This is a genomic window from Streptomyces sp. NPDC102462 (assembly GCF_044765425.1).
Lineage (GTDB): Bacteria > Actinomycetota > Actinomycetes > Streptomycetales > Streptomycetaceae > Streptomyces.
Genome location: NZ_JBIWKB010000148.1, coordinates 1991 through 2511 on the forward strand (window position 1 = coordinate 1991; position 521 = coordinate 2511).

Sequence of the window (521 nt, forward strand, 5' to 3'; positions counted from 1 at the left end):
AGGTTGCAAGGCGGAGGGTGCCGTGTAGTTCCGCGGTGGGGGCAGGCGCCCTGAAAGGGGCGCGGGGAACGGCGCGAGCAACCACGACGGCGCGGTAGCCGAGGTCGCAAGGCGGAGGGTGCCGTGTAGGCGGGGAACGGCGCGAGCAACCACGACGGCGCCGCAGCCGGTCGACGGCCGTGGTCGACCGCCAACCGGACCGGAGGTCAAGCGCGGCCCACCGCGTCCTGATCCTCCGCCGCATCCCGCGGCCCCCCGACAGCGGCCTCGGCCGGCGCTTCCCCCGCGACCGCCGGCTTGCCGAACCGCCGCACCAGCCCCAGGGCCAGCGGCTCGGTCCAGCGCGCGCTGAGCGGACCGAGGACGACGAGGATCAGCACATACGCCGTGGCGAGCGGGCCGAGCGAGGGCTCGATCCCGGCGGTCACGGCGAGTCCGGCGATGACGATGGAGAACTCGCCGCGGGCGACGAGGGTGCCGCCCGCCCGCCAGCGGCCCTTGGCGGAGATCCCGGCCCGGCG

General features: G+C 76.2%; 1 pseudogene. It reads right to left on the reverse strand.

Annotated elements, in window-relative coordinates:
- Positions 1–206: 206 nt before the first annotated feature.
- A pseudogene (locus tag ACIRFL_RS43740) lies at positions 207–521 on the reverse strand (cation:proton antiporter); the annotation flags it as partial.